The following is a 25,365-nucleotide window of genomic DNA, read 5'->3' as shown; positions in this document are numbered from 1 at the left end:
ATGGAAACCCTGTCCTTCGTCTTTCCCGCTGGCGAACCGGCCAAGGCTCGCGCCCTGGTCGGCTGCGTCGGCTCCGGCGACCTCGAAGCCCTGCTCGAACCGGGCGAGAAAGGTAGCCTGAAAATACAGGTCGTGACCTCGGTGAACGGCAGCGCCCCGCGCTGGCAGCAGCTCTTCGAGCGCATGTTCGAGGAGCAACGGCCACCGGCGCTGAACATCGATATCCACGACTTCGGCGCCACGCCAGGCGTGGTACGCCTGCGCCTGGAGCAAGGCCTGGAGGAGATCGGCCATGAGCAATGACAATGCCCTGCTGCAACGTCGCAGCTTCGTCGAGTTGAGTGCGCGCCAGCGCGTCCAGGCTCTGCTGGACAATGGCAGCTTCCGCGAACTGCTCGACCCGTTCCAGCGCATCATGTCGCCCTGGCTCGCGGCCCAGGGCGTGGTGCCCCAGGCCGACGACGGCGTGGTCATCGCCAAGGGCAGCCTGGACGGCAAGCCCGCCGTGGTCGCGGCCATCGAAGGCAACTTCCAGGGCGGCAGCATGGGCGAAGTGGGCGCAGCGAAGATCGCCGGGGCGCTGGAGCTGGCGGTGGAAGACAACCGCCAGGGCATCCCGACCCTCGCCATCCTGTTGCTGGAGACCGGCGGCGTGCGCCTGCAGGAAGCCAACCTGGGGCTGGCGGGCATCGCCGAGATCCATTCGGCCATCGTCGAGCTTCGCCAGTACCAGCCGGTCATCGGCCTGATCGCCGGCAGCGTCGGCTGTTTCGGTGGCATGGGCATCGCCGCCGGACTGTGCAGCTACCTGGTGGTCACCCGCGAGGCACGCCTGGGGCTGAACGGGCCACAGGTGATCGAACAGGAAGCCGGTGTCGAGGAATACGATTCCCGCGACCGCCCCTTCATCTGGAGCCTGACCGGCGGCGAACAGCGCCACGCCAGCGGCCTGGCCGATCGTTACGTCGGCGACGACGTGCAGGCGATCCGCGACGAACTGCACGCACTGCTGCGCCAGGGCAAGCCACGGCTGGAGCGCAGCCGTCGCCATGCCTGGTACCTCGAACGCCTGCAAGCCATGGATACGTCCACCCGGATCGACGCCGCCGCAGTCAGACAGGCCTATCAAGGAGCGCGCCCATGAGTACACATCAGCAGCAACGCGGTCTCAACTGGTTCCAGGCGCTGGCCGGGCAAGCGCCCTGCATCGAAGGCCTGCCCGCCTCGCTGCGGGTCGCCGACAACACCCTGGGCGACCAGCCGGTGCGTTACCTGGCAGTGGTGCCCGATGCCGGCAACCCATTCCCGCGGGCGCGCCATGGCGAAACCGGCCTGCTGGAAGGCTGGGGCCTGGGCACGGCGGTGGACCAGGCCATCGAGGCCGATGCCGGCGGCTCACAGAAACGCGCGCTGATCGCCATCGTCGACGTACCGAGCCAGGCCTATGGCCGCCGCGAGGAAGCCCTTGGCATCCACCAGGCACTGGCCGGCGCCGTCGACGCCTATGCCAGGGCCCGCCAGGCGGGCCATCCGGTCATCGCCCTGCTGGTCGGCAAGGCCATGTCCGGCGCCTTCCTCGCCCACGGCTACCAGGCTAACCGCCTGATCGCCCTGCGCGACCCGGCGGTGATGGTGCATGCCATGGGCAAGGAGTCGGCGGCGCGCATCACCCTGCGCAGCGTCGAAGCCCTGGAGGCGCTGGCGCGGCAGATTCCGCCCATGGCCTATGACATCGACAGCTACGCCTCGCTGGGGCTGCTCTGGCGTATCCTCGACGTGCGCCAGCCGGCCCAGCCGAGCGCCGCCGACCTGGCACTGGTGCGCAAGACCCTGGCCCAGGCGCTGGACAATATCCATCACCACCCACGGGACCTCTCCAACCGCTTCAACGCCACCAATCGTGCGGCTTCGCGGCAGGTACGCGAACGTCTGCGCGAACAGTGGTAAGCCCATGTACCGGCCGCACGATCTGCTCTGGGGCTGTGCTGCCTGGCATCTGCCGGAGGATGCGCCGGCCTGGTGCCGCACGGCACTGGAAGCCTCACCACCGGTGGTCGTGCGGCGCGCTCCGGCGCGTGACGGCATGGTCGCCGTGGGCCTGCGCGGCAACAGCCGCGGTGAGCGCCTGGGGTTCTGGATGCCGCTGGCGGATGTCTCGCGCAGCCTGATGCCGGAGCAACTGCGGGCCTGCGGCGACCGCCCGCGCGACCTGCCGGTATGGCATGCGGCACGCCAGGCACGGACGGTCCTCGAGCGTATCGGACTGGCCTGGGGCATTACCGGCAGCGCCGCCTTCGAGTTGGCCAGCGGGCAGATCGTCACCCATTCCGGCAGCGATCTCGACCTGCTGCTGCGCACCGAACGACGCCTGTCGCGTACGCTTGCGCAGGCGCTATTGCAGGGCCTGCACAGCACCGCCTGCCGCATCGATGTGCAATTGCAGACCCCCGCCGGCGGCGTGGCCCTGGCGGAGTGGGCCGGGCAGGCCGTCCGGGTCATGATCAAGACCAGCGAAGGGCCAAGGCTGAGCGCCGACCCCTGGGAGGGCTGCCCATGAGTACCCTGTTCGCGTTTCCCGGCCAGGGTGCGCAACGCGAAGGCATGTTGCGCGACCTGCCACGTGGCCTTCTCGAACATTGCAGCACCGTGCTGGGTGAGCCGGCCGAGCGGCTGGACAGTGCCAAAGCCCTGCGCTCGACCCGCGCCGTGCAGCTCTGCCTGCTGATCGCCGGAGTCTGCGCCGCACGCCGGCTGGAACAGGCCGGCGTGCTGGAAGGTTATGCCGCCGGGCTGTCGATCGGTGCCTATGCCGCCGCGGTAACGGCCGGCAGCCTGGACTTCGATGACGCACTGCGCCTGGTCGCACTACGCGGGCAACTGATGCACGACGCCCATCCCGCAGGCTATGGCATGACCGCCATCCTCGGGCTGGAGATCGGCGATCTCGAACCCCTGCTCGAACGGGCGCGCGAGCGCGGCGAGGAAATCTACCTGGGCAATGTCAACGCGCCCCGGCAGTTGGTGGTTTCCGGCGAGGAGCAGGCCATGCGCGCCCTTGGCGAGGCCGCACGGCGGCAGGGGGCGTCCGCTGTGCGACGCCTGGCGGTGAGCACACCTTCGCACTGCCCGCTACTGGAAAGCGCCGCCGAGGAACTGGCGCAAGCCTTCGACAGCATCACCCTGCGCCCACCCCGGCTGCGCTACCTGAGCGGCAGCAACGCCCGCGCCCTCGACAAGCCCGACGCCATCCGCGACGACCTGCTCTACAATATGTGCCGCCCCATCGACTGGGCCGGCACGGTACGCAGCGCCTATGAGCGCGGCGTGCGCCTGCAGGTCGAACTGCCGCCAGGCGCGGTCCTCACCGGCCTGGCCCGGCAGACCTTCATCGAAGGCCGCCTGGTCGCCTTCGAAGGCACCCGCCTGGACAGCCTGCTGGCCTTGCTGCGTGACGAACGGGATCGCTAGGGTCTGTTGACGTTTCGTCGCGACCGCACCGGGGCCTAGTGGCCAGGGAGCGACTGAACCAGCCGACGTGATGCCGCGGCGCACGTCTGGCGAGTTTTCTGGTCCAACCCTTCACACTCAATAAAGGGAGGCCACACCCCATGTCACTACTCAGCCGTAAACCCAGCACCCGCGACGATATCGAGCGGGAAATCCAGAACCTGACCGAGGCCCTGGAAGGGCTCGGACACGACGCCGCCCATGAGTCGCGCAAGCACCTGGATGGCCTGCGCTCGCGTATCCAGTCGCTCTGGCAGGAGCACAACCTGGACGAGCACTGCGCCGACCTGTCGCGCAAGACCCGCCAGGTCGGGCGCGCCACCAAGGACTGCGCCCGCGAACACCCCGTGGCCACCGTCGCCCTGGTGGCCGGTGCAGTCGCCTTGATCGGTTACCTGGCCAGCCGCCGCTAAGAACCTGCTCGAGTCCTCACGGAGCCGAGCTGCCGTGGGGTGCGCCATGCGCACCGGTCCACCAGCCAGGTGCGCACTCTACACGCCCGGTAGTCGATACCGTCATGACTGGCGCAAGCGCCGGGCGGCATCCAGCAGCAGGCACTCGCTGGCATCCCAGCCCAGGCAGCCATCGGTAATGGAAACCCCGTAGCGCAATTGCCCGGACAACGGCTGGCAGCCATCGAACAGGTGGCTTTCCAGCATCACCGCGCGCAAGGCGTTCTGCCCCTCCAGCCGCTGTTGCAATACACTCTCGAACACCAGGGGCTGGCGTGACGGGTCTTTGCCGCTGTTGGCGTGGCTGCAGTCGACCATGATGCCGGCCTCGATACCCTGCTTGCGCATCCGCGCCAGCGCCTCGGTAACTGACGCGGCATCGTGGTTCGGCCCCCGCTGGCCGCCACGCAGCACCAGGTGCGTATCCAGGTTGCCGGCGGCCTCGATCAGCGCCGGCCGCCCATGATCGTCGACACCCAGGTGCCGGTGCGGATGCGCCGCACTGCGCATCGCATCGCAGGCAATGCCGACACTGCCATCGGTACCGTTCTTGAAGCCCACCGGCAACGCCAGGCCGCTGACCATCTCCCGGTGCACCTGTGACTCGCTGGTGCGCGCGCCGATGGCTGCCCAGCTCAACAGGTCGTCGAAATAACCGGCCGCCAGCGGATTCAGCAACTCGCTGGCCAGCGGCAAACCGCAATCGAGCATGTCCAGCATCAAGCGCCGCGACAGTGCCAGGCCCTCGGCCATGTCGCCACTGCCATCCAGGTGCGGATCGTAGAGCAGCCCCTTCCAGCCGATGGTCGTGCGGGGTTTTTCCACATAGGCGCGCATCACCAGCAGCATCTCGTCCTCCACCCGCCCGGCCAGGCGAGCCAGGCGCCCGGCGTACTCCAGGGCGCTGTCGCGATCATGCAGCGAACAGGGGCCGATCACCACCAGCAGACGCGGATCGTCGCCACGGATGATCGCGCGGGCGGCATCACGGGCTTCATGCACTCGACGCACACTGGTGATCGAGGGCGCCAGGCGCTGGCGCAGTTCGGTGGGAGTGGCAAGGGGCTGGCTGACGCGTCGGTCTTCGGCGCTGCTGGGGCATTGCGGCAATGGAGCGGAAACGGCATTCATTCTGATATTCCTCGGCAGGCGCGATTCTGTTCCGCGCCCGCCACTAACCTAGTGATCGGTTGGGTTCGAGTGGGCGACAAGCCGGGGTAAATCGCCAGAAGGAGCGGTAGGAAGTGCGGTAGGCGGCGTGATATGCGTACATGGTCGAATCCTCTCGTTTGCTTTGCCTGCGGGTAAAAAAAACAAAACCCCCGGTCGGGTTGCCGACCGGGGGTTCTGGGAACGTGTCTGGCGGCGGCCCTGGATACGGGGCGCCTGCTCGGGGTATCAGGCGCTCATGCGGCTAAACCAATACCCATAGAAGAAACCGTGGCCAGCCGCACGCACGGACACCGCCGAGGTATCGGGGCAAGACATGCAGAGGGCGTTGGACATGGCGGTTCTCCTGTTACTGCGAGGTAACTTACCGCATCGTTCAGTAGCCATCAAGCTCAGGGACCGCATGAACGCTCACCTGCGCTCCCGGGCAGGTATACGCCCTGCTTCAGGGAGGCAAGACAGCGCGACCGGATTGGCAATCCAGTGTGCGTTTTATCGTACGCCGCTGGCGGTGTCCTGGTGCCCGTGCTGTCGAGAACCTGGCCAGCCCAGCTACGAAACACGCATGAACCCGTCGCCCATATGAATAAGGGGGCGCTCTTCGTCGGCGTCCCTGCCAGCGAAGGTTTCGTAGCGGGGCTGGCCGGGCGCGCGGCAAATACCGAGGCGACTATGGAAAGAGCCGTCGGCGCATGTCTGAATCATGCGTAGGACATTGGGTTTCGCCGGCTCTTTCCCACAAGCGCCGCTGATAGTGGCTGTGCGGATGCCAGGTGGCGGGGCGGGGCCTTCGCCGCCAGGGATGGCGGCGAAGAGCTACAGGGATGTATTCACGCGTGCCCCGTCCCGCCACCTGGCATTTGCACAGGAACGCTGAGCCCGAGACCGCGCGGTACGATCCCACACTATTGCCAATCCAGTCGCAACGAGGCGGCGCACGATTATCCAGCTTGGTTGAGTCGCCAGGAGATATCCATCGTCATGCCAATCGGTGGGTATCGCCTTGCTCGTCCCATCCTTGCCCGTGCCAGCGCTCTCTTCGCGGGCAAGTCCTGTCAGGTCGGGCGTTGATCGTGGGTCGGGATGTCGCTCGCGCAGTCGTACCACCCGGCCTTGTCGGCATAGAAGATCTGCATCTGCGGCTTCACCGGCAAGGGCGTGTCCAGGGTGCCGATACGCAACCGAAGAATATCGGGAGTACCTTGACGGCGGCTGTAGAGCGGCGAGGCACAGGTGCCGCAGAAATAGCGCAACACACCAGGCGAGGATTCGAAGCTGCGCAGGCTGCCATCGCGATCGTGCAGGTTCAGCGCCTCGGGCGTGACCTGCGCCGCGGCGAGAAAGGCACTGCCATTGGCCTTGCGACAGCGCGAGCAGTGACAGAAGGCGACCGGCCCCAGATCCCCCTCGATGCGGTAGGTGATGGAACCGCACAGACAACTGCCTCGATGCATGATGTTCTCCCGTCAGGTGGATCGCCGCGGCAAAGCCCGCGCGCCGCCCATTGTAGGGTGCCGGGCGACGAGCACAATCGTGCCGTCAGCCTCTACGATTGCACGGCCTCCCGGAGGTAGTGCCCGCCAAGGAATTGCTCGGCAATCTCCAGTGAAGCCGGCACATAGTCCTTCAACTCGCGGGCCTCCTGCGTGTGCCCGTGGGTCGAGAACCAGCCGATCAGCAACATCCGACGCAGCATGACCAGCGCCGGAATGATCTCGAGGTCCGCACTGTCGAGCCGGACCATCGACCTGTAGCCCTCGAGCCAGGCCGCCGTATAGGCATCCCGTTGCGGATGGGCCTCGATGAATGACAGCGAGCAGGCGAGTTCATACAGGTGCCAGCTGAATCCGCAATCGTCGAAATCGATGATATGCACCTGGCCGGCCTCGACGATCAGGTTGGTCTGGCGCATGTCGCCGTGGATCAGGCCATAGCCGTGCGCGGGCCTGCCATAGGCGGCAAGCTGCCGGCGCAACTGCAGATCGACCCGCTCGAGCAGGCGTGCATCCCCCTTGCCCACGTAAAGGTTGTTGCGCCAGTAGCCCCAGTGGCCATTGACCCCCATCGCCGCTTCCACATCCCAGCACGGTCGGCTGAAGCCGGCCGGCAGCGGCCAGCCACGACTGTGCCGGTGCAATTCGGCGGAGATACGGCCGACCTGTTGGAAAGCCTCGGCCAGGTTGCCCTCGGTGGGCGCCTGGCCATCGATATGTGCGAACAGCACGGCATGCTGGCGGCACCCACGGGCATCCCGGAACTCGGCCAGCGGCTCATCGTCGAGGGTGCGAATGACCGCCGGCGTGTGCGCTACGCCCTGCGTGCGTATCGCGCCGATCCAGGCCAGCTCGCTCTCGATCTCGGCGCGCGAGCGATAGCCGGGGCGGTGCAGGCGGAGTATGTGATGCTGGCCGCTACCCGGTTCGGTAACCAGGTAAGTGGCGTTTTCCGACAGGCTCAGCAAGCGTAGCGAACAGTCCGCAGGCAAGCCGAAGCTCGCCAGAGCGGCCTGGCCATTGCTGTCCCACTCCTGCGGCAGCGGTTCTTCCGTAACCCTTGCCGACCGGCTCATCGCGCACACCCTGCCCCGGCGGGCTTGCTGGCGGCGATCGCGTCTTCCGTACGCGCGAGGATATCGGCCACCTGCCCGGCACCGAGCAGCAGGCCCGGCTTGAATTGCAGCACGCTCGGGTCGAGGGTCGAGAAGATCGCCCAGACGCCGCGCTGGTAAAGCTCGCGCATCACCGGCTTGGCGCCCTCGGCGTCGGCGAACTCCAGGCCGATGATCAGGCCGTCCTGGCGGATACCCTTGAGCCAGTCGCCATGCCGCTGGCGGATCTCGGCCAGGCCCTGCTCGAAGGCGCGGATATTGCGCGCGATGTTCTCGCGGGTGCTGTCGCGACGGGTGATTTCCAGCACCTTGAGGGCCACCGCGCAGCCCAGCTCGGAGCCGGCGAACGTGGACATATGGGCAAAGCCGTCCCGCTCCAGCCAGGCGCCGACCCTGGCCGTCATCAGCAATGCGCCGATCGGGTAGATGCCTCCTCCCAGGCCCTTCGAGGTGACCAGGATATCGGGGCTGAAACCATGCTTCTCGATGGCCCACAGCCGGCCGGTGCGCATCAGCCCGGTCTGCACCTCGTCGGCGATGTACAGCGCCCCGGTTTCCTCGCAGAGGCGCTTGACCTCGGGCAGGTAGCCGGGCACCGGCATCGGGAAGCCGTAGGTGGCCGGGATGGTTTCCATGATCACCGCGGCCACGTCATGGGAGCGCAGCACCCTCGCCATGGACTCGATATCGTTCAGCGGCACCTGGATGAATTCGTCCGGGCGGTCGGAGAGGAACATCCGCGAGAAGCGCGCGTCGCCGGCGGCCACGGCCAGCCCGGTATGGCCGTGGTAGGCCTTGACGATGGAAACGACGATGCGCCGCCCGGTGGCGAAGCGCGCACTCTTGATCGCCAGGTCGATGGCCTCGCTGCCGCTGGTGCCGTAGGCGACGCGGCTCATGCCCGGCGCGGTTTCCAGCAGGCGCTCGGCCAGCGCGGCGCGGCCCGGGGCCGGGAAGTGGTGGTTGCCGATATCGAGCCGCTGCAGGGCGTCCACCAGGGTGGCAACCAGCTCCGGGTTGCGGTGGCCGAGATTATAGGTGCCGCCGTTGAGGTGGACATCGATCAGCGCATGGCCGTCCATATCGCGCAGGATGTAGTCCTCGCGCTCGCCAATCACCAGGGGCACGCCAGCCTGCTGCCAGAAGCGGGTCTTGTGCGGGTTCCAGTAGCGCTCGCAGGCCGCCAGCACGTCGGCCTTGTCTGCATAGTGGTAGAGCGATGGGTGAGTCATTTCTGCATTCCTCGTTCGGTCGAAGAAGTCCGGGGGTTGCGGCGGGGCCGGTCGCTCCCCGCCACTGTTCAGGCCAACGCCCTGAGCGCTTCGAAACGCGCCGGGAATTGCCGCTTGATGCGCTGCGCCATGACGAAGCCGACGATGAACGAACCGATCACCACCAGGCCGATCGCCCAGGCGATGCCCTGCGCGCCTTCGCCGCCGATCAGCGCGGGCAGGTTCGCGATGGCGATCCACAGGCAGGTCAGCAGGCCGAGCAGGCCGCCGGCGGGCGCCAGGCAGGTATTCCACAGGCGCGAATCCTCGCGATGACGGCGGAAGAAGACGATCACCGAGATACAGGTCAGCGCCAGGATCGCCATGTAGCCCAGCGTGCCGGCGGTGGCGCCCCAGGCATACATCTCGGTCACCGGGTCAAGGCCGATGGCGATCAGTGCGAGCAGCAGCAGGTAGGAGCTGATGGTTTGCACCAGCGAGGAAACGTGCGGCGAACCGTGCCGCGGGTGAACCCCGGCCAGGCGGCGGTCGAGCACGCCATAGCGGCCGAGAACGTACTGGTAGCGCACCACGATGTTGTGGATCGCCAGCACACAGGCGAACAGGCTGGTGACCAGCAACACCTGGAGCAGGTCCTGGCTCGCCTTGCCGAGGTAGTTCTCGGTGAGGATCAGATACATGTCGCCGGGGTGGTCGCTGGCGAACTGCAGCACGTCGTCGATACCGATGCCGACCACCTCGCACCACATGGAGATCACATAGAAACTGCCGACGATCAACACCGCGGTATAGGTGGCGCGCGGGATGGTACGTTCCGGGTCGCGGGCCTCCTCGCGGTAGATCACCGTGGCCTCGAAGCCGATGAAGCAGTAGATGGCGAACATGATGCCCAGGCCGGGCGAGCCGGAAGTAATGGCCGCCAGCGAAAATGGCGCCAGGTCCATGCCGCTCGGGCCGTGCTCCAGGACGATGGCCAGGTCGACCGCCAGGACGATGGCGATCTCCAGGATCAGCGCCAGGCCCAGGAACCTGGAACTCAGCTCGATATGCCGGTAGCCGAGGAAACCCACCACCGCGATGGTGCCCAGCGACAGCAACCACCAGGGCACCTGGATACCCGCGAAGTTGAGCAGCAGCTCGGCCAGCGCATAGCCGATATAGGCCTCCAGGGCCACCAGGATGAAGAAATACGAGGTCATCGCCATCGTCGCCGACCCCAGCCCGAAGGTCCTCCCCAGGCCTTTCTGGATATAGGCGTAGAAGGCGCCGGCATTGCCGATGTACTTCGACATCGCCACGAAGCCGACGGTGAACAACAGCATGATCAGGGTCGCGACCGCGGCATCGAATGGCGCCGCGATACCGTTGCCCATGGAAATGATCAGCGGGGTGTTGGCCACCATCACTGTCAGCGGGGCGGCGGTGGCCACCACCATCAGCACGATGGAGGTGATGCCGAGGGAGCCGCGCAGGCCCGCCGTCTGGTCGGGCACGTTGCCCAGGGTCGTTGCAGTCTGTGATTCGCTCATGGGGTTCTCCAGCGGGCCCGGCACAGCGGGCCACTTTGGCGAGTGGACAGGGGTTGGTAGCAAGTGGGTTGCAAGCGGCATCGCGGGCGGGTACCGGCGCGGGCTTCAGGGCCTGCGCGAATAGTCGATCGGCTCGATCAGCGCACAAGGCTCGTCCATCAGTGCCCAGTAGCGATCGCGGATCGCCGTGGTCCAGCGGCCTGGCCGGCCATCGCCGACAGGCTGGCCATCCAGCTCGATGACCGGGGTCACCCCCCCGGCGGTAGTGGTGGTGAACACCTCTTCGGCGGACTTCAACAGTTCGCTGTCGATATCGCGAAGCTCGACCTCCAGGCCGAGCGAGACGGCGATCTCCAGCGCGGTCTTGCGCGTGATGCCCGGCAGGACATTGCGTGACGGCGTCAGCACCTTGCCCTCCTTGATCATGCAGACGTTGAAGCCCGGCCCTTCGCTCAGGTAGTTGTCGGCGTCGAGCAGGAAGGCGGTACGCGCGCCCCGCGCCTGGGCCTCGAAAGTGGCGCGCAGCAGGTCGCCCCACTGGTAATTCTTGACCTGGGGATCGATGCAGTTGGCCCCGGCGCGCTTCACCTCCCGCGCGATCACCGCACTGATCCCGCCGATCTGCTCATGGGGGGTGAAGACCCACAGATAGGGAATGGCGTAGGCGTATATCTGCGAGGTCAGCGCCTCGATGTTCTTCTCGCCGGGCCGCTGGCCGAAACCACGGGTCAGGGAAACGTTCACATAGGCTTCGCGCAGTTCGGAGCGCGCCACGCACTCCTTCATGATGTCGATGATCGCCTGCTTGCCCAGCGGCGACTCCAGGCGCATGCGTGCCGCGCCGGCGAGAAAGCGTTCGACATGCTCGTCGAGGCGGAAGATGTTGCCGTGCCAGACCGAGGCCACGGTATAGGTCACGTCCGAGTGGCCGAAGCCGGCATCGAAGATCGAAATACGCGCCTCGGCGCTGGCGACGTAGCGCCCTTCGATCCAGGCACAACCGCCAGCGCAAGGGTTGTCGGAAGACAGCACATAATCGCTGTAGCGGATGGCACCGCCCGCGACGGTGTCCATGATCACCTGGCCAATACCTGTTTGTACGACGTTTTCCATATTGATGCCCCTCATGTCGGACGCAACGGCCACGTTGCGCTGCCGGGGCCAGTCTATGAAGCGGGTTGGTACGTGGTCTTGACCGTTGCCGACAATGAAATGACCGCAATTCACAGATACGCCGGCACGCACCAACTTGACCCGCGGCTGCGTCGGCCGGGTGCAATATGCGTGGCTGGCCGGGCGTTCCGTGCGGACCAGCGCGGCCTTGCACCGCCCATGCGCAGGGCACTACGGCGGGGCGCCGGGTAAAGGGCACCGTTCTTGCTAGGTTCCTGATAGCGATCGAATGCCGCTCCCGCAAGGCTCTCGTGGGCAGCGCTATTCGCGGCCAAGGCCGCCAGGTTCTGTACGAAAAGCGCCTGCGCTTGCCCATGCTGCGTTGGAAATCGGTTCGGAATGTTCATTTACCACGGGTAAACTCCGCTTCCTCGCCGGCTTTCGCCTGGCCTGGCCTGGCCTACGCTCGGCGACTTTCCGTACAGAACCTGATACGGATGTACGGTGCCAGCCGACACCTGATCGCTGTTGCGGTTTTCATTTCAAGGTGCCCGAAGGGGTTGCCGCTGGATGCCATTGGAGGGTGCGCCATGCGCGCTGGCGGACAACCCACACCTCGGGCTGGACGGTCGCTCCCGATCGCAACCGTCCTGTAGAAAGCCTTGGAGGTCGTTCAGTCCAGTTGCTTGCAGGTAGGCCCCATGCACCCGCCCCCGATGACTTCGCGCCGTCAAATCGCACCAGGCACCGTACTCGCGTCGGTGGCCACGGGTTTCGAAGCCTTCGTCGAAAGCCAGGGAGCCGATGCAGATGCGGTGCTTGGCCGTGCGGGCCTGCACAGGGGCCTTGCTGCGCAGCCCAGCACGGCCATCCCCTTGAGCAGCTATTGCCGGGCGCTCGACGAAGCCGTCGCGGCGACCGGCAATGATAATCTCGCGCTGTGGTTCGGCGATCAGTTCCAGCCCAGCAGCTTCGGGCTGCTGGGCTATCTCGCCATGTCGGCGCCAACCCTCGGCTGTGCGCTACAGAACATCGCCGGACAGTTCCCGGTGCACCAGCAGTACAGCTATCTCCGGCTACGTCGTCACGAGGACCTCTGCCGCCTGGAATACCAGGTCTATGACAACAGCGTGCTCAACCGCAGGCACGATGCCGAACTCTCCATGGGCATGTTCCTCAACGTGATGCGCCACACCCTGGGCGACCACTGGGCACCCCTGGAGGTGCATTTCCAGCATGACAAGCCCGAGGCCTGGCAGGAACACCGCTGGGTGTTCGGTGCGGATGTGCGTTTCAGGCAAAGCCACAACGCACTGGTCTTCAGGCAGGACGTTCTGGCCCAGCCGATGCCGAACGCGGATCACAACCTGCAGTTGCTGATACAGAAATCCCTCGAGCTGCTGGCCTCGACACGACAGGCCTCGGACGGCCTTCCCGAACGGGTCAAGTTACAGATCATGGAAATGCTGGAAACCGGCCTGCCGCGCATGGAAGATGTCGCAACCCGGCTGGGCATCCCCTCATGGACACTGCACAGGCGCCTCGGCCAGGAGGGAACGGGCTACAAGGAGTTGCTGGAGCAGGTCCGCAAGGAACAGATTCCCATCCTGATGCGCCAGCGGCACCTTTCCATATCGGAGCTCGCGTTCAGGCTGGGCTACTCGGAAGTCAGCGCATTCTCCCGTGCCTTCCAACGCTGGTACGGCGTTTCCCCCAAGCATTGGCGGGATGTCGAAGCGTCGACCTCATAGCCGAAACGCCGTGGGGCGAAGTATTTTCTACAAGTCGCCGATCCGCCCGGCAGGCTGCTGCTGGGTGATGCAGTGAATATTGCCGCCGCCCAGCAGGATCTCCCGCCCCGGCAGCATCAGCACTTCCCGTTCGGGGAACAACCCCTGCAGGATCCGGCGGGCCGGGTCGTCGTGCGGGTCGTCGAAGGCCGGGGCGATGATGGCGCCGTTGACGATCAGGAAATTGACATAGGAGCCCGCCAGGCGGATGCCGGGATCGCGCGGCTGGGTGCCGGGCACCGCCCGTACCCCGGCGCACTCCTCGGGCGTGGCATGCAGCGGACCGGGAATGGGAATGCGGTGCACGGTCAGGGCGCGCCCCCTGGCATCGCGCTGCGCCTGCAACACCCGCAGGGCCGCCTGGCAACGCGAATGGTTCGGGTCGAGCGGGTCATCGGTCCAGGCCAGCAACACCTCGCCGGGGCGCACGAAGCAGCAGAAGTTGTCCACATGGCCATCGGTCTCGTCGTTGTAGAGGCCGGTGGGCAACCAGATCACCTTGTCCACCGCCAGGTACTCGCGCAGCACCTGCTCGATGGCTTCGCGATCGAGCAGCGGGTTGCGATTGCGGTTGAGCAGGCATTCCTCGGTGGTGATCAGCGTCCCTTCGCCATCGACATGAATGGCGCCGCCCTCCAGCACGAAACCTTCGGTGCGATAGCGCCGGCAGCGCTCGATGGCGAGCATCTTGCGCGCCACCTGGTCATCATTCTGCCAGGGCGCATACAGCCCGCCGTCATACCCGCCCCAGGCGTTGAAGGTCCAGTCGACGCCACGCACCTCGCCAGCGGCATTGCGTACGAAAGTCGGGCCGGTATCCCGCGCCCAGGCATCGTCGTTGCTGATTTCCACCACGCGGATGGCCGGATGCTCGAGCTGCGCGCAGGCGTTCTCGTACTGCTGCGCCGAAGCACCGACCGTGACCGGCTCGAAGCGCGCGATGGCATGGGCCACGGCGGCGAACGCGGCCTGCGCTGGCTGCGCATCCAGGCGCCAGTTGTCGGGACGCTCGGGCCAGATCATCCAGACCTGCCGCTGCGGCTCCCATTCGGCAGGCATGCGAAAGCCATCGGCGCGCGGTGTGGTGGGCATGTTCATGACTCCAGCGAACCGTCGAGGGTCTTGAGCGGCCCGTACAGGTTCGGCCGCCGGTCACGGAACACCCCCCAGGCGCTGCGCGTATGCTCCAGCGCGTCGAGGTCGAAGGTTTGCAGCAGGATGCCTTCCTCGGTTTCGTTCAACTCGGCGACCTTGGCACCGAACTGATCGGCGATGAAGGACGAGCCATAGAAGGTGATGTCGTAGCCGTCCTGCTCCTCGCGACCGATGCGGTTGCTGGCGACCAGCGGGATCAGGTTGGCGCCGGCGTGCCCCTGCTGCACCCGCTGCCAGTGATCGCGCGAGGTGATGCTGGCATCGTGCGGCTCGCTGCCGATGGCGGTCGGGTAGAACAGCAGTTCCGCGCCCAGCAGCGCCATGCTGCGGGCGGTCTCGGGGAACCATTGGTCCCAGCAGATACCGACGCCGATCCTGGCGTAGCGGGTGTTCCAGACCTTGAAGCCGGTGTCGCCGGGGTTGAAATAGTACTTCTCGTGGTAGCCGGGGCCGTCCGGGATATGGCTCTTGCGATAGATGCCCAGGTTGCTGCCATCGGCGTCGATGATGGCGATGCTGTTGAAACGTGCGCGCCCCGCCAGCTCGAAGAAACTGATCGGCAACACCACCTGCAGTTCCCTGGCCAGCGCCTGGAAGTGCGCGATGGCTGGGTTTTCCTGCAGCGGCGTGGCCAGTTGCAGGTAATCAGGGTTGGGCTTCTGGCAGAAATAGGGAGTTTCGAACAGCTCCTGGATCAGGATGATCTGCGCGCCCTGGGCGGCGGCTTCGCGCACCAGTTTTTCAGCCGTGGCGATATTGGCCTGGCGATCCCACGAACAGGCCATCTGGGTGGCGGCGACGGTAACGATACGGGGCATGGCGAACCTCATGGCGGCAAGCGGTGGAACGGAGTCGACAGGCGACGATAGCCCGATGCTACGAAAATACCGGAGACCGTGATAGGGGTAGTGAGCGCGCAGGGCAATCGGGCCATGACGGCACAAAGCGCTTCGAACGAAAGCGCGGGAAGCTGCAAGGCCGGCCCTAGAAGCCCAGCTCCCGCGCAGGCAATGGGCGGCTTGTCGTCCAGCCTTCCAGCGCTGGTTTCGTCCCTTCGGGCGTATGGCGCGATCGCCCTGGCTGGGCTCGGCGCCACATGTAACGTTTTGTTATGGATGTGCGGACTTTTCCGGCCTTGTTCGTCTTCCAGTTCATAGACCCGCGATTACCGCAGCCTTTACCCCAGCCACACAGGACGGTGGCTCATCGACAGGGATGTCACCCATTCGCCATGACTCCCTCCGACTTCCAGCTCCTTGCAACCCGGGCCGATCGCGCCATGCACGGTAAAGCGCCAGCGCGGCGGCTGAAGGAAAAAGCGCGGCAGTCCGTGTCGCCCGTCCAGCTTTCCAGCCTCCAGCGCCTTTATCGCCCCATCGACATCATGCTTCCCCTGCGGCCACCGGCAGGATGATAATGCAACGGCTTATCATTGATATCGCCGTCGACAGGAACCGAGATGTCAGAGTCCGCCCCAGGCAAACCCGATGTCGAACGCCTCTACCTCGAACACCACTGCTGGCTGCAGGGTTGGCTGCGCAGCCGGCTGAACAGCGCCGACGATGCCGCCGACCTGGCCCAGGACACCTTCCTGCGCGTACTGCGCAGGCGCCAGCAGAGCGGCATCGGTGAACCACGCGCCTACCTGCGCACCATCGCCCGGGGCCTGATGATCGACCTCTGGCGCCACCGCGATATCGAACGCGCCTGGCTGGAAACCCTGGCCCAGGTGCCCGAACAGCACGCACCATCCGCCGAGACCAGCCTGCTGATCATCGAGACCCTGGTCGAGATAGACCGCATGCTCGACGGGCTCAGGCCACCGGTGCGGCAGGCCTTCCTGCTGGCGCAACTGGAAGGCATGAGTTGCCCGAAGATCGCCGCGCGGATGGGCATCTCCCTGGCCACGGTCGAGCGTCACCTCGCCCAGGCCCTGCGCCATTGCTACCGCCTGGCGTTCGAGGAGCAGTCATGAGCGATACCGCGCTGCCCGCCTTGCCCGGCGAAGTCATCGACCAGGCCATCGACTGGGCGATCCGCCTCACCTATAACCAGGCCGATGCCGATACCCATGCCGCCTTCGCCGACTGGCTCGCCCTGTGCGACGAACACCGCCTGGCCTGGCAGCGCATCCAGACCCTCGGCGGGCGCTTCGCCGGCCTGCCACCGGAACTGGCCCGGCAAACCCTGGCCAGGCTGCCCGAAGCACGCCTGCAGCGGCGCCAGGTATTCCGGCTGCTGGGGCTGTTCGCCGCGCTCGGCGCTGGCGCCTGGGGCGCTCGCGAGCTCACGCCCTGGCAGCGCCTGGTCGCCGACTACAGCACCCGTATCGGTGAGCGCCAGCACTGGCGACTGGACGACGGCAGCCGCCTCGACCTCAACACCGACAGCGCCGTTGCGCTGCGCTTCGATGCCGAACAACGGCTGCTGGTGCTGTTGCGTGGCGAACTGCACCTGCACAGCGGCACCGACCACGACAGCCAGCGCCCACTGCGCGTCAGCACCCGCGACGGCCTGCTGGAAGCGCTCGGTACGCGCTTCTCCGTACGCCTCGGCGAGCAGGCCAGCGTGCTTGGCGTCAGCGAGGGTGCCGTGCGCCTGCAACCCCTGGAGGGCGGCAGCGCGGCCATCGCCCGGGCGGGGGAAAGCTGGCGCCTGGGCAGCACCCTGGCCGAACGCCTGGCGACCCCGCCCCCCAGCGCCAGTTGGCGCGACGGGCTGCTGCTGGCGCGCGAGCAGCCACTGGCCGAACTGCTGGCTGAGCTGGGCCGCTACCGCCACGGCCACCTCGGCTGCGACCCGGCCATCGCCGGCCTGCCGATCAGCGGCAACTTCCAGCTCGACGACATCGACGCCACCCTGCGCTTCATCGCCCGGGCCCACGGCCTGCGCCTGCACAGCGTCAGCCGCTACTGGATACGCCTGAGCAGCGCCTGACCCAGCCCGAGCAGCGACACGAAAGGTTATCGTCCGCCAATGAGGGGATTTACGTTTTCGCCCGGCATGTATTCGGCAACCCTCCGACAACAGCCAACGAGAACAGCACAGTGAATACCAGAGACTCCCACGGGCCTGCTCCCGCCTCGCTCAAGACCGCAATCCGCAACGCCCTGTTCTGCCTCGGCATGGGCCTGACCCCACTGATGCCGCTGCACGCCGCCGAAAACACCGCAATCGCCTTCGACATCCCCGCCGGCAGCCTGGACAGTGCCCTGAACCAGTTCAGCCGCGCCAGCGGCCTGAATATCAGTTTCGACCTGGCCGACCTGGCCGGCAAAAGCAGTGCCGGCCTGCACGGCCGATACGACAGCGACGATGCCCTCGCCCATCTGCTGGCCAGCAGCGGGCTGCAAGCCGTGCCCCTAGCCGAAGGCGGCTACCGACTGATCGCCCGAACGCACGATGACAGCGCCCTGGCGCTGGAAGCGACCAACATCAACGCCAGCGGCCTGGCGCGGGGAGTCATTAGCGAAGGCAGTGGTTCCTACGCCACGGCTTCGACGAACAGTGCCACCGGGCTCGCCCTTTCCATCCGCGAGACACCGCAGTCAGTGACCGTGGTCACCCGCCAGCAGTTGGACGACCAGGGCGCCATAAGCATCGGCGACGTACTGCGCAACACTCCGGGCGTCTCGGTACAGGCCTTCGACAGCAACCGCATGGTGTATTCCACACGCGGTTTCACCATCAGCAACTACAAGTACGATGGCGTCAACACGATCGTCGACAATATCTACGAAGGCGCGCCCCACGGCGACACTTCGGCCTATGACCGAATGGAAGTGGTCAAGGGCGCCACCGGACTGATGGCCGGCTCGGGCGATCCGTCGGCCACCGTCAACCTGATACGCAAAAAGCCGACCCACGACTTCAAGGCCTCGATCACCGGCAGCGCTGGTTCCTGGGATAACTACCGAACCGAAGGCGACATCTCCGGCCCGTTGAACGATGCCGGCACCCTGCGCGGTCGCTTCGTCGGCACCTACCAGGATCGCAAGTCCTACCTCGACCATTACCAGCAAAAGAACGACATGCTGTATGGCATCCTCGAGGCCGACCTGGCTCCGGACACCTTGCTGACCTTCGGCATCGAAAGGCATACCACGACCCCGCGTGGCGTATCCTGGACCGGCAACCCGGTGTTCTTCGCCGACGGCAGCCGCACCGACTTCTCGCGCTCGCACAACCCTGGCGCCGACTGGAGCCGCCGCGACTTCCAGTCCAGCACCTACTTCGCCACCCTGGAGCAGGCCCTGGGCCATGGCTGGAAGCTCAAGGTCAGCCTCGACCACCTGGTCACCGACCACGATACGCGCCTGGCCTCGGCCAGTGGCGGCAACCCCGACCCGGCCACCGGTGACGGCATGTTCCTGTACTGGGGGCGCTGGGAAGGCCATCGACGGCAGAATACCGTCGACGCAAGCCTGTCAGGCCCCTTCACGCTGTTCGGTCGCGAGCATGAACTGGCGGCAGGGGCCATGGCTTCCCACTCGCGCCTGAGCGGCGACACCTTCGACGGCAGTGCCTTCAGCATGGTGCCGGGCAGCATCTTCGACTGGAACGGCAAACTGGCCAGGCAGGACTTCCCGAGGAACGGCGACTATGAAACGACCCAGAGCCAGAACGGCCTCTACCTGGCCACGCGCCTGCGGCCGAGCGACGATCTCACGGTGATCCTCGGTACCCGGGTCAGCACCTTCAAGTACGACAATGAGGAAAACTATTTCGCCACCCTGGACGACGTTCACGCCAGCTACAAGGAACACGGTGTCGTCACCCCCTATGCCGGGGTGGTATACGACCTCGATGAGACCTACTCGGTCTACGCCAGCTACACCTCTATCTACCAACCGCAGACCAACAAGGACAGCAACGGATCAACGCTGGCGCCGACCGAAGGCAACAGCTACGAAGCCGGCCTGAAGGCGGCCTACCTGGACGGCAGACTGAATGCCACCCTGGCCCTGTTCCGCATAGAGCAGGACAATGTCGCGGAGAATATCGGTACCAACCCGGTCACCAACGAGGGCATCTACCGCGCCATCGACGGCGCCACCACCAAGGGCGTGGAGCTGGAGCTGAGCGGCGAACTCCGGGAAGGCTGGAGCCTCTCGGCCGGCTATACCTACGCCCGTACCCGCGATGCCGAGCAGCAGCGTATCTTCGGCTTTCCCCTGACCACCACCATGCCCGAGCATGTATTGCGCCTGTTCACCAGCTACCGCCTGCCCGGCGTACTGGAGCAGGTCACCGTCGGCGGCGGCCTGAACTGGCAGAGCGCCTTCTATGGCGATATCTACAGCCCGATCGCCAACGACTACACCCGCATCAAGCAGGCCAGCTACATGCTGGCGAACCTGATGACCCGCTACCAACACAGCGAGCACCTGAGCTTCACCCTCAATGCCAACAACCTGTTCGACAAAAAGTACCTGACAGGCCTGGGCAACTTCGACACGACCTACTATGGAGAACCCCGCAACCTGATGCTGTCGGCGAAGTACAGTTTCTGAACCCGGTAGCCAGGGCGATCGGGCGATGCGCTGCAAAGGGCCGGAAAGAGTGCTGGAAAGCTGGAGGCTGGACGAAAGAGCAGGGCAGGCCGTCGTGTTTCCCGTCCGGCTTTCCAGCCAGCCTCCAGCGCCTCTATCGAAGCGCCCTCCCGTGAACAATGGCGTAGCGCGATCGCCCTGGCCCGAAGCCCTACCGACACTCGGGGAGCCAACGGTGATCTCATGACGGCTCGATGGGTCTGGCTGCGCGTGCGCCGCCCATCCAATTACGCGTCGTCCTGCTCCAGCAAGGCCTCCAGGCTGCGGGCATCGAAGATCGCCTCGGCCCATTCGCCGATCTGCTCTACCCCGGCCTGTTCGATACGCTGTACGGCCCATTCCGGCAGCGGGCCGAAACGCTTGCCCAGTTGGCGTTGCAGCAATACGACCTGGCCTTTTTCCATGCCTTCCTGCACCCAGCGTTCGGTCCAGGTTTCCGTACGTTCCGTCAACATGGCACTTACCTCCGACAGGTCGCTCAACGGTGGAATCCGGCCATTCGACGCTCGCCGCCGGATCAGGCCGATGATCCACCGGGTGATATTGCGGCGCAGGGGGGGTCTGGTCATCCAGGGTCAGCCAGCCACGCAGTTCATCGACGACCGTCCTCATCGCCTGTGGTGTCTGCGCCTGTTCCAGTCGCATCAGCATCGCCACCAGGTTCCGCCGCCCACTCAGTTCGCTGTCCGGGTACTGATTTTCCGATCAGCAGGTACTCGAAGCTGGGCTGGAATACCTGCAGGCCGGCAGGCGCTGGGTGGTACAGATCGCTTAACCGGGTGGAGTGCCGCCAGGGCTTGAAGCCGTTATAGAGCACCAGCGGCAACCGCCCGTCGTGGGTCAGTCGGCCCTGCTTTTCCAGTTGCTGCCAGAACAGCCCGATATAGGTCAGCAGGCGCAAGGCCATGAAGCGGGCCGGCGTGGACTGGAACTCCAGCAGCAGATACAGGTAGACCCAGTCGTCTTCCCCCAAGCGAAGCCGCCACACCCTTTCTTCGTAACGCCCCTGCATATCCTCGCTGACGTAATGCCCGTTGAGCATCTCCAGGCTGGAAAAATCCACCTGCCCCACCCACTCCTGCGGCACGAAGCCCAGCAGCAGGTCGCGCACGAACTCGGGGTTGGAGAACAGCAGCTTGTAGCCGGCGTCGTGAGCCTGGGGCATTTACCGGGTCCTGTGTTACTGATACGCAGGATGGATGCTGCCAGTTCATGCGGGAAATTAACGTGATGAAGCGCACACTTCGCCGATCACATGAATAAATATAGAAGAACGCCAACCCGTTTGATCGGCGCGGGCGCGAGGATGCTTGGCCGTTACATCGCAGAGACGCCCCGCCCAGGATGCCCCGCAGGTAGCCTACATCCCCTTATACCGCTGCCCTCCGGGGTTCGCGCCCCAGCCGGTTGATCCACAGCGAGGCGAGGATCACCGCGCCGCCCAGGGCCAGGCGCGGAAGGTCGGCATCGCGGTTCCAGATCAGCAGGTTGACCAGCAGCCCCGCCGGTACGTGCAGTTCGTTGAGCACCGCCAGGGTGCCGGCATCCACCCGCACGCTGCCCTTGACCCACCAGAACATGCCCAGCGCGGTGGCGAACAACCCCATCCACAGCAGCACGCCCCACTGCAGCAGGGTCTGCGGCAGCTTGTCGGGATTGCCAAAAAGCAGGAAGGAAGGCACCACCAGCAGCATGGCGCCGAGGAAGAAGTGCCCGAAGAAGCGGTGCAACGGTTGCTCCACCGGGTAACGCGCCAGCAACTGGCGACACAGCACCTGGCCAGCAGCGAAGGTGATGTTGGCCAGTTGCAGCAGCAGGAAACCGATCAGGTATTCGCCCTCCAGCCGCTCGAAACGGATGATCACCCCACCGCCCACGGCGACCAGCGCGGCCAGCAGTGCCCAGGGGTTGAAACGCCGCGCCAGGGCATCGTCGAGCAGGGTCACGTAGATTGGCGTGAGCACCGTGAACAGCAGCACTTCCGGCACCGTCAGCACGGTGAAACTGCGGTACAGGCACAGGTAGGTCACGCCGAACTGCAAGGCGCCGGCCAGCCAGAACCCCGCCAGCAGGCGCAACGGCAGGCCACGCCAGAGAGTGAACGGCAGGAACACCAGGGCCGCCACCGCGACCCGCGCCAGCACGGCGAAATCGCTGTCCACCTGGCCGGCCAGGTATTCACCGATCAGGCTGAAGGAAAAGGCCCAGAGCAGGGTAACGAGCAACAGATAGCGCATGGCGCGGCGAACTCCCGGAATACAGCCGCGCATCATAGCGCGGCTGGAAGCTGGAAACCGGGCGATAGCGCTATGCCGTTATTCACCTGAAAGGGGCTTCGATAAAAGCGATGGAGGCTTTGAGGCTGAACGAAAGAGCGTGGCAACCGGTGTTTTTCGTCCAGCCTCCAGCGCTCTTTTCGACGCTTTGCCGTGCATAACGCGATCGCCCTGGCAGAGGGAAGTCCGGGAATATATAGAGAGAGACGAACGAGCGATCCAAAACCCGCACTCCCGCCATCGGAACTTGCATTCCTTACACTTTCCAGGCCCTTTTCGGCATGAACGCTTGCCTGGCCATGGCCTTCATGTTTTGATTCGCATCATTAAATTTCGAATCGAAACTTATCCATGTCGAAACGCAACACAGCACAACGCCGCCACACCATCCTCGCCTTGCTCGCAGAGCAGGGCGAGGTCAGCGTGGATGAGCTGTCGCGCCGCTTCGACACCTCGGAAGTGACCATCCGCAAGGACCTCACCGCCCTGGAAAAGAATGGCCTGCTGCTGCGCCGCTACGGTGGCGCGGTGCCCCTGCCGCAAGAGCTGATCGACGACAGCCAGCCAGTGTCGAAGTACAAGCTGGCCATCGCCCGCGCCGGGGTGGCGCGCATTCGTGAGCATGCGCGGATCATCATCGACAGTGGCACCACCACGGCGGCGATGATCCCGCTGCTGGGCCACCAGCCAGGGCTGGTGGTGATGACCAACTCGCTGAACGTCGCCAACGCCCTGCGCGAGATCGAGCACGAGCCGATGCTGCTGATGACCGGCGGCACCTGGGACCCGCACTCGGAGTCGTTCCAGGGGCAGGTGGCCGAGCAGGTGCTGCGCTCCTACGACTTCGACCAGTTGTTCATCGGCGCCGACGGCATCGACCTGGCGCGTGGAACAACCACTTTCAATGAACTGCTGGGCCTGTCGCGGGTCATGGCGGAAGTCGCCCGCGAAGTGGTGGTGATGGTCGAGAGCGACAAGATCGGCCGGCGTATCCCCAACCTGGAGCTGCCCTGGAGCGGCATCCATACCCTGATTACCGACGAGCGCCTCGACGAAGAGGCCCATGAACAGATAACGGCGCGTGGTATCCAGTTGATCCGCGCCGCCGTGGAACCCTCCTGAGGAGAACAGCATGTGTGGAATCGTAGGCGCGGTCGCCGAACGTAATGTCACCCCGATCCTGATCGAAGGCCTCAAGCGCCTGGAATACCGTGGCTACGACAGTGCCGGCGTGGCGCTGATCGACGAGCGCGACGGCCTGCACCGCTGCCGCCGCGCCGGCAAGGTCAGTGAACTGCAGGCGGCCCTGGCCGCCGCGCCGCTGGCCGGCCGCCTGGGCATCGCCCACACCCGCTGGGCCACCCATGGCGCGCCCACCGAGGCCAACGCCCACCCGCACTTTTCCGGGCATGAACTGGCGGTGGTGCACAACGGCATCATCGAGAACCACGAGGCCCTGCGCGAGCAATTGAAGGCCAAGGGCTACGTCTTCACCTCGCAGACCGACACCGAGGTGATCGTCCACCTGCTGGCGGAAAAACTCAAAGGCACCGGCGACCTGGCCGCCGCCCTCAAGCAGGCGGTCAAGGAGCTGCATGGCGCCTATGGCCTGGCGGTGATCAGCACGCGCCAGCCGGACCGCCTGCTCGCCGCGCGCAGCGGCAGCCCGCTGGTGATCGGCCTGGGGCTCGGAGAAAACTTCCTCGCCTCCGACCAGTTGGCGCTGCGCCAGGTCACCGACCGCTTCGTCTACCTGGAGGAAGGCGATATCGCTGAGATCCAGCGCGACCGCCTGACCATCTGGGATGTCGATGGCCAGTCCGTCGAGCGTGAACAGGTGCAGTACCACGAGGGCGCCGAGGCGGCGGACAAGGGCGCCTACCGCCACTTCATGCTCAAGGAAATCTTCGAGCAGCCCGACGTGGTGCAACGCACCCTGGAAGGTCGCCTGGCCAATGACCATGTACTGGTGCAGGCCTTCGGCCCGCAGGCCGCCGAGCTGTTCGCCCGGGTGCGCAACGTACAGATCGTCGCCTGCGGCACCAGTTATCACGCCGGCATGGTCGCCCGCTACTGGCTGGAAGACCTGGCCGGCATCCCCTGCCAGATCGAAGTGGCCAGCGAGTTCCGCTACCGCAAGGTGGTGGTGCAGCCCGGCACCCTGTTCGTCAGCATCTCCCAGTCCGGCGAGACCGCCGACACCCTGGCCGCCCTGCGCAACGCCAGGGCCGATGGCGGCTACCTGGCCAGCCTGGCGCTCTGCAACGTCGGCACCAGTTCGCTGGTGCGCGAGTCCGACCTGACCCTGCTGACCCAGGCCGGCCCGGAAATCGGCGTGGCCTCGACCAAGGCCTTCACCACGCAACTGGTCGGCCTGCTGCTGCTGACCCTCGCCCTCGGCCAGGTACGCGGCAAGCTCGACAACGCCCTGCGCATCGAACTGGTGGAAGAGCTGCGGCGCCTGCCGGCCCGCCTGGGTGAAGCGCTGGCCATGGATCGCACCATCGAGAAGATCTCCGAACTGTTCGCCGAAAAACACCACACCCTGTTCCTCGGCCGTGGCGCGCAATATCCGGTAGCGATGGAAGGTGCGCTCAAGCTCAAGGAAATCTCCTATATCCACGCCGAAGCCTACCCGGCCGGTGAGCTGAAACACGGTCCGCTGGCACTGGTGGACGCCGATATGCCGGTGGTCACCGTGGCGCCCAACAACGAACTGCTGGAGAAGCTCAAGTCCAACCTGCAGGAAGTCCGCGCCCGAGGCGGCGAACTGATCGTCTTCGCCGACGAGCAGGCCGGTCTGGAGAACGGCGAAGGCACCCATGTGGTGAACATGCCGCATATCCACGACATCCTCGCGCCGATCCTCTACACCCTGCCGCTGCAACTGCTGTCCTACCACGTCGCCGTGCTGCGCGGCACCGACGTCGACCAGCCGCGCAACCTGGCCAAGAGCGTAACCGTGGAATGAGATAGAGAGC

At 65.6% G+C, this 25,365-nt stretch carries 23 protein-coding genes; 12 read left to right on the top strand and 11 right to left on the bottom strand.

The features are described 5' to 3' along the window. The 6 genes from DNJ95_RS12250 (at position 1) to DNJ95_RS12225 (ending at position 3,920) form a co-directional block, all read left to right on the top strand. A complete protein-coding gene (locus DNJ95_RS12250) occupies positions 1 to 303 on the top strand; it encodes a malonate decarboxylase subunit delta (protein ID WP_131185011.1) in 303 nt (100 codons plus the stop codon). Then, positions 293 to 1,144 (top strand): biotin-independent malonate decarboxylase subunit beta, encoded by an 852-nt coding sequence (locus tag DNJ95_RS12245; RefSeq protein ID WP_131185010.1) that lies wholly within the window; start codon positions 293 to 295, stop codon positions 1,142 to 1,144. The genes DNJ95_RS12250 and DNJ95_RS12245 overlap by 11 nt, the downstream gene beginning before the upstream one ends. Beyond that, positions 1,141 to 1,947 (top strand): biotin-independent malonate decarboxylase subunit gamma, encoded by an 807-nt coding sequence (mdcE, locus tag DNJ95_RS12240; RefSeq protein ID WP_131185009.1) that lies wholly within the window; start codon positions 1,141 to 1,143, stop codon positions 1,945 to 1,947. The genes DNJ95_RS12245 and mdcE overlap by 4 nt, the downstream gene beginning before the upstream one ends. Positions 1,948 to 1,951: 4 nt before the next feature. Further along, a complete protein-coding gene (locus DNJ95_RS12235; RefSeq protein ID WP_131185008.1) occupies positions 1,952 to 2,557 on the top strand; it encodes a malonate decarboxylase holo-ACP synthase in 606 nt (201 codons plus the stop codon). Beyond that, a complete protein-coding gene (mdcH, locus tag DNJ95_RS12230) occupies positions 2,554 to 3,468 on the top strand; it encodes a malonate decarboxylase subunit epsilon (protein ID WP_131185007.1) in 915 nt (304 codons plus the stop codon). Before DNJ95_RS12235 ends, mdcH begins: the two co-directional genes overlap by 4 nt. Before the next feature lie 140 nt (positions 3,469 to 3,608). Further along, on the top strand, positions 3,609 to 3,920 hold the full coding sequence (locus DNJ95_RS12225; RefSeq protein ID WP_131185006.1) for an ElaB/YgaM/YqjD family protein: 312 nt from the start codon (positions 3,609 to 3,611) through the stop codon (positions 3,918 to 3,920). A gap of 102 nt (positions 3,921 to 4,022) precedes the next feature. Here DNJ95_RS12225 and DNJ95_RS12220 read toward each other — a convergent pair whose 3' ends face one another. The 6 genes from DNJ95_RS12220 to DNJ95_RS12195 form a co-directional block, all read right to left on the bottom strand. Beyond that, positions 4,023 to 5,090 carry a 3-deoxy-7-phosphoheptulonate synthase gene (locus tag DNJ95_RS12220; protein ID WP_131185005.1) on the bottom strand — a complete coding sequence of 356 codons (1,068 nt, stop codon included), beginning with the start codon at positions 5,088 to 5,090 and terminating at the stop codon, positions 4,023 to 4,025. Between the two features lie 1,094 nt (positions 5,091 to 6,184). Continuing rightward, the gene (locus DNJ95_RS12215) at positions 6,185 to 6,583 is read right to left on the bottom strand and encodes a GFA family protein (RefSeq protein WP_131185004.1); all 399 of its coding nucleotides are present in this window, start codon (positions 6,581 to 6,583) and stop codon (positions 6,185 to 6,187) included. 92 nt (positions 6,584 to 6,675) lie between these two features. Next, entirely contained in the window at positions 6,676 to 7,698 is a 1,023-nt protein-coding gene (locus DNJ95_RS12210) for a phosphotransferase enzyme family protein (protein WP_131185003.1), read from the bottom strand. Then, positions 7,695 to 8,969, bottom strand: coding sequence for a class-III pyridoxal-phosphate-dependent aminotransferase (locus tag DNJ95_RS12205; RefSeq protein ID WP_131185002.1), 1,275 nt, complete (start codon positions 8,967 to 8,969; stop codon positions 7,695 to 7,697). The genes DNJ95_RS12210 and DNJ95_RS12205 overlap by 4 nt, the downstream gene beginning before the upstream one ends. Before the next feature lie 68 nt (positions 8,970 to 9,037). Continuing rightward, on the bottom strand, positions 9,038 to 10,498 hold the full coding sequence (locus DNJ95_RS12200; protein ID WP_131185001.1) for an APC family permease: 1,461 nt from the start codon (positions 10,496 to 10,498) through the stop codon (positions 9,038 to 9,040). A 105-nt stretch (positions 10,499 to 10,603) separates the two neighbouring features. Continuing rightward, positions 10,604 to 11,611, bottom strand: coding sequence for an aminotransferase class IV (locus DNJ95_RS12195; protein WP_165491626.1), 1,008 nt, complete (start codon positions 11,609 to 11,611; stop codon positions 10,604 to 10,606). Between the two features lie 701 nt (positions 11,612 to 12,312). On the opposite strand from DNJ95_RS12195, the gene qhpR reads away from it, so the two are divergent. Continuing rightward, the gene (gene qhpR, locus DNJ95_RS12190; protein ID WP_131184999.1) at positions 12,313 to 13,362 is read left to right on the top strand and encodes an AraC-like transcriptional regulator QhpR; all 1,050 of its coding nucleotides are present in this window, start codon (positions 12,313 to 12,315) and stop codon (positions 13,360 to 13,362) included. 27 nt (positions 13,363 to 13,389) lie between these two features. Here the strand turns inward: qhpR and aguA are convergent, their stop codons facing one another. After that, a complete protein-coding gene (gene aguA, locus DNJ95_RS12185) occupies positions 13,390 to 14,499 on the bottom strand; it encodes an agmatine deiminase (RefSeq protein ID WP_131184998.1) in 1,110 nt (369 codons plus the stop codon). Then, positions 14,496 to 15,374, bottom strand: coding sequence for an N-carbamoylputrescine amidase (gene aguB, locus DNJ95_RS12180; RefSeq protein ID WP_131184997.1), 879 nt, complete (start codon positions 15,372 to 15,374; stop codon positions 14,496 to 14,498). The genes aguA and aguB overlap by 4 nt, the downstream gene beginning before the upstream one ends. 641 nt (positions 15,375 to 16,015) lie before the next feature. On the opposite strand from aguB, the gene DNJ95_RS12175 reads away from it, so the two are divergent. From DNJ95_RS12175 to DNJ95_RS12165, 3 genes are all read left to right on the top strand, one after another. Beyond that, complete coding sequence (locus tag DNJ95_RS12175) at positions 16,016 to 16,531, top strand: sigma-70 family RNA polymerase sigma factor (RefSeq protein WP_131184996.1); 516 nt, start codon at positions 16,016 to 16,018, stop codon at positions 16,529 to 16,531. Beyond that, positions 16,528 to 17,493 carry a FecR domain-containing protein gene (locus DNJ95_RS12170; RefSeq protein WP_131184995.1) on the top strand — a complete coding sequence of 322 codons (966 nt, stop codon included), beginning with the start codon at positions 16,528 to 16,530 and terminating at the stop codon, positions 17,491 to 17,493. Before DNJ95_RS12175 ends, DNJ95_RS12170 begins: the two co-directional genes overlap by 4 nt. A gap of 188 nt (positions 17,494 to 17,681) precedes the next feature. Further along, on the top strand, positions 17,682 to 20,069 hold the full coding sequence (locus tag DNJ95_RS12165) for a TonB-dependent siderophore receptor (protein ID WP_131185041.1): 2,388 nt from the start codon (positions 17,682 to 17,684) through the stop codon (positions 20,067 to 20,069). A gap of 266 nt (positions 20,070 to 20,335) precedes the next feature. On the opposite strand, the gene DNJ95_RS12160 is transcribed toward DNJ95_RS12165, so the two are convergent. From DNJ95_RS12160 to DNJ95_RS12150, 3 genes are all read right to left on the bottom strand, one after another. Then, positions 20,336 to 20,677 (bottom strand): DUF4351 domain-containing protein, encoded by a 342-nt coding sequence (locus tag DNJ95_RS12160; RefSeq protein WP_131184994.1) that lies wholly within the window; start codon positions 20,675 to 20,677, stop codon positions 20,336 to 20,338. A gap of 23 nt (positions 20,678 to 20,700) precedes the next feature. Next, on the bottom strand, positions 20,701 to 21,273 hold the full coding sequence (locus tag DNJ95_RS12155) for an Rpn family recombination-promoting nuclease/putative transposase (RefSeq protein ID WP_131184993.1): 573 nt from the start codon (positions 21,271 to 21,273) through the stop codon (positions 20,701 to 20,703). Positions 21,274 to 21,478: 205 nt separating this feature from the next. Then, positions 21,479 to 22,345, bottom strand: coding sequence for a carboxylate/amino acid/amine transporter (locus tag DNJ95_RS12150; protein ID WP_131184992.1), 867 nt, complete (start codon positions 22,343 to 22,345; stop codon positions 21,479 to 21,481). A gap of 390 nt (positions 22,346 to 22,735) precedes the next feature. Here DNJ95_RS12150 and DNJ95_RS12145 point away from each other — a divergent pair, with 390 nt between their 5' ends. Both DNJ95_RS12145 and glmS read left to right on the top strand, forming a co-directional pair. After that, positions 22,736 to 23,506, top strand: a complete 771-nt coding sequence (locus DNJ95_RS12145; RefSeq protein WP_131184991.1) for a DeoR/GlpR family DNA-binding transcription regulator — start codon at positions 22,736 to 22,738, stop codon at positions 23,504 to 23,506. Between the two features lie 10 nt (positions 23,507 to 23,516). Continuing rightward, positions 23,517 to 25,355 carry a glutamine--fructose-6-phosphate transaminase (isomerizing) gene (glmS, locus tag DNJ95_RS12140; protein ID WP_131184990.1) on the top strand — a complete coding sequence of 613 codons (1,839 nt, stop codon included), beginning with the start codon at positions 23,517 to 23,519 and terminating at the stop codon, positions 25,353 to 25,355. Positions 25,356 to 25,365: the final 10 nt, after the last annotated feature.

The sequence above is a fragment of the Stutzerimonas kirkiae genome (assembly GCF_004327335.1).
GTDB lineage: Bacteria > Pseudomonadota > Gammaproteobacteria > Pseudomonadales > Pseudomonadaceae > Stutzerimonas > Stutzerimonas kirkiae.
Note: the sequence above shows the minus strand (reverse complement) of the source record. Positions and strands in the feature narration are given on the sequence as shown.